Annotated in this window: 4 protein-coding genes; 2 read left to right on the top strand and 2 right to left on the bottom strand. The window is 59.0% G+C overall.

The window, feature by feature from the left end:
* Positions 1-611, top strand: a 611-nt coding sequence (locus BN2476_RS31830) for a dioxygenase family protein (RefSeq protein ID WP_087738303.1), incomplete at its 5' end; no start/stop codon positions are given.
* Between the two features lie 327 nt (positions 612-938).
* On the opposite strand, the gene BN2476_RS46695 is transcribed toward BN2476_RS31830, so the two are convergent.
* Together BN2476_RS46695 and BN2476_RS31825 are read right to left on the bottom strand one after the other, a co-directional pair.
* Positions 939-1,097: a hypothetical protein gene (locus tag BN2476_RS46695; RefSeq protein WP_218274560.1), complete on the bottom strand. Its 159-nt coding sequence runs from the start codon at positions 1,095-1,097 to the stop codon at positions 939-941.
* Positions 1,098-1,523: 426 nt separating this feature from the next.
* Positions 1,524-1,880 carry a SpoIIAA family protein gene (locus BN2476_RS31825; protein WP_087738175.1) on the bottom strand — a complete coding sequence of 119 codons (357 nt, stop codon included), beginning with the start codon at positions 1,878-1,880 and terminating at the stop codon, positions 1,524-1,526.
* A 452-nt stretch (positions 1,881-2,332) separates the two neighbouring features.
* Between BN2476_RS31825 and BN2476_RS31820 the strand changes: the two genes are divergently transcribed.
* Positions 2,333-2,623: a hypothetical protein gene (locus BN2476_RS31820; protein ID WP_087738174.1), complete on the top strand. Its 291-nt coding sequence runs from the start codon at positions 2,333-2,335 to the stop codon at positions 2,621-2,623.
* Positions 2,624-3,126 lie beyond the last annotated feature (503 nt).

Below are 3,126 nucleotides of genomic sequence, written 5' to 3'. Positions count from 1 at the left end.
TGCGGACACGAAGTGTGAGCCAGGGACGGCGCGATTTTCTTCGCAGGTCTGCTGCAGTGCCGTCCACGTTGCTGCTGTTGGCCCTCGAACATGCGTATGGGCGGCCCGGCGCAGTTTCAGCTACGCCCGCCTGCACCGACGAACACGAACCGACCCGGCAGCAGACGGCAGGTCCGTTTTTCCTGCCGCACTCGCCGCAACGCGCATCGCTGCTCGAACCGGGCATCAATGGAACGAAGATCGTCCTGACCGGACGGGTGTATTCGACACAATGCAGCGCTGTTCCCGGGGCTTTGCTCGATTTCTGGCACGCCAATGACGCCGGCGAGTACGACGTCGAGGGGTTCCGGCTCCGCGGCCATCAATTCGCCGACGGCGAGGGACGCTACCGCCTTGAGACGATCGTGCCGGGGCTATATCCGGGACGCACACGACACATTCATGTGACGGTGCGGCCGCCCAACGGGCCGATCCTCACCACCCAACTGTACTTTCCGGGCGAGCAGCGCAATGCTCGCGATTCCCTGTTCGATCGGCAGCTATTGATGACGATTGACAACGACGGCGAGCTAAAGGCGGCACGGTTTGATTTCGTCCTCGCGCTCACGTAGCGCAAGTGGTTGTGAAGCCGGGGCGTATCGAGAGTAAGGGACGACTTGATCCTGGAAGTGTTATTTGGCACCAACCGGGTTGACTCCGTAGCGACGATGACAAAAGCCAGGTCGCCGGGAGCAGCATGGAGAACCGCTCTATCGGCCAAAGATCCGCCCTGGATTCTCTTGGTTACGATTCAAACGCCCGCCGACGATGAGAATCGCACATACGGCAGTCGCCGGCGGACGCGCGCAGACGCTCGAATGGCTTTTCCACCTTGACAACGGACCTTCGAACGTCAACGTGCGCGCGAGTCGACGAAATTGGTCGCCTCTCAGCACCGCTCAGTTCTTGCTATGCCCCTTCGCAATATTGCGGGCAGCAAGACAGTGATCGTCAAGCTGGAGGCCCATCCGCTCAGCAAACTCGGGCGCCTTCAGGAGTGGATCGGAGGTTTGCTTTGCGAGATATTCCAGTTGAGCCTCATAAAGCCCGAGAGCCATGCCGGATGCCATCGACCTGGCTGGATACGCGGAGTTCCACCGGCGGCAAGGGATCAGCGCTGCGATGCGACGCGCTGTTGCTACGCGCTAAAGTCGGAGGAAGTCCGCGGTGGCTCCGGGGCTTCTCACCCGGGTTGAAACTGCTGGCACTCCGTTTCGAACCAATAGTCAACCTTGTGGCAGGCCGCCGACGGCACATCCAGCGAGCAGGAGCGCCAACACAGTAGGCGTCGGTCGGTTTCTCGGGTGGTTTTCCATAGCTCTTGTGGTGCGGGCCCATCTGCACGGTGAAGGGTAGGCATCCTACAAACCCCAACTTTAGCCGCCAGTGCAAGCAAAAGCACGAATGCCAACGGCATCTTGATTGCGCGGGTCAATCGAGCTTTGACGTGCAGCCGGACTGCTACGAGATTCGCCAGGCGGCGCTCAGGTGTTGATCCAGACGCGCGCCTGCTCCAGCTCGTTGACGTGGAACGCCTTGACTTCAGCCTTCGTAAAGAACCGCGCCAGATGCATCGAGGCACGGATCCAGACCGCATCGGCCACTACGGCGGCGCGGGTGACCTTGCGGGCCACCGAAACGCCGAGCGTTATATCGGTCCACAGCGCCTTCGGCTCGATGCCGGTGAAATGCTCGATGCGTTCGAGCACGCGGGTCTTGCCGTTCAGTTCCAGATCGCCACGCATGCGCTCAATGGCTTCGCGCAGATCGTGGTCGGTGATTTTGCCTTCGACGGAAATTTCGATGACAGGGGAATCGGGCTCGGTGTGATACAGGATCATGGCAAGACCGCCTGACAGGGAGACGTTACACGCTCAGGCGCAGATGAGCCTGGCGTTCGATAACTTCCTCATGGTACCCCTTTTCACACAGCTCGGTTAGGCGGGTTTAACGCCGGTTAGAGTAGCTGACGGGCCCGCCCCGTTACCATCGTCCCGCCCTGGACACGTGTCACTGCCAGGTCAGCCGTTCGGTTGGAGTAAGAGCAGGGACGGGCGGCGCCTCGCGGGCCACTTGCGGACGTTGGCCGAGGGCACCAGGATTTTGCACCGCTTCCCACGTTTACTACGATCGCAAAGTTACTACACTTGGTATTGGCCGCTGAAATCAGCTGCGCCGCCTTCTCAATTGCTTCCACACACACTACTCGCTGTCGGAAGGAGCGGTTACTCCGCTGCGTGCATTGTTTGTGTTGCATGCCCACCGTTGGTCCATCAAATGGGAGGACGCAATCATGCAAACCGTTATCAGGAGATTTTCGGGAAAGGGTGCAAAAGAGTTGTTCGATCTGCTGGAGACACGCACGGCTGACGTTGAAGAACTGATGCGTTCGGTCAAAGGCTTTGTCGGTTATACCCTCGCACGCAGCGGCGATGGCGGATTCTCGGTGACAGTTTGCCAGGACAAGGCAGGCTGTGACGAAAGCGTGCAAAAGGCGAAGGACTGGATCGCGACAAACGCCGCAAGCACGGGCGTGGGCGCGCCGGAGATAACGGAGGGATCAGTCCTCATTCAACTGAAGTAGCTTTGCCTTGCAACTGGCTTCGCGTGAGTTCAGCGGGCGGATTGGAAGATGCCGACCTTACCGACCGCTCCTCACGGCCACCGTCTTCGGCCGTAAGTGTAGCTGGACGTTTTCCTCTGGCGCACATGTCGCCAGACATGCTGATCCGCCTTCCGCCTTTATTCAGAAACGCGGAAGCGGGCATTCTCTTTTCATTTTCATCGAGCGGCGAGTCAGGAACAAGCCTTCGCACGCTACTCGTGTTAAACGTTGAGCGGCGGATTCGGAGGGGACTGATTGGCCGGAGTGGGTCCCGACACCTTTCCCCGGAAGTCTACGAAGAACCCTATCTAGTGCCACAAAACAAGTTCGGACACGATTTGCATTCGTGGTCGTTCGACTCCGCTTAAGAACCGGCCCGCCGCTCCAATCTGTTACTCAACAGTTAGTGGCAGATTGCGCTAGTGTTCTGTCCCAGAAATAACTTTGCATAAACGCCCGATTTTTTCGAGGATGGAATCGGC

Source organism: Paraburkholderia piptadeniae (assembly GCF_900007165.1).
Classification (GTDB): domain Bacteria; phylum Pseudomonadota; class Gammaproteobacteria; order Burkholderiales; family Burkholderiaceae; genus Paraburkholderia; species Paraburkholderia piptadeniae.
Note: the sequence above shows the minus strand (reverse complement) of the source record. Positions and strands in the feature narration are given on the sequence as shown.

Coding starts and splice junctions, on each gene's coding strand:
- BN2476_RS46695 (WP_218274560.1), bottom strand. CDS start 1,097: ATGGCTCTCGGGCTTTATGAGGCTCAACTGGAATATCTCGCAAAGCAA.
- BN2476_RS31825 (WP_087738175.1), bottom strand. CDS start 1,880: ATGATCCTGTATCACACCGAGCCCGATTCCCCTGTCATCGAAATTTCC.
- BN2476_RS31820 (WP_087738174.1), top strand. CDS start 2,333: ATGCAAACCGTTATCAGGAGATTTTCGGGAAAGGGTGCAAAAGAGTTG.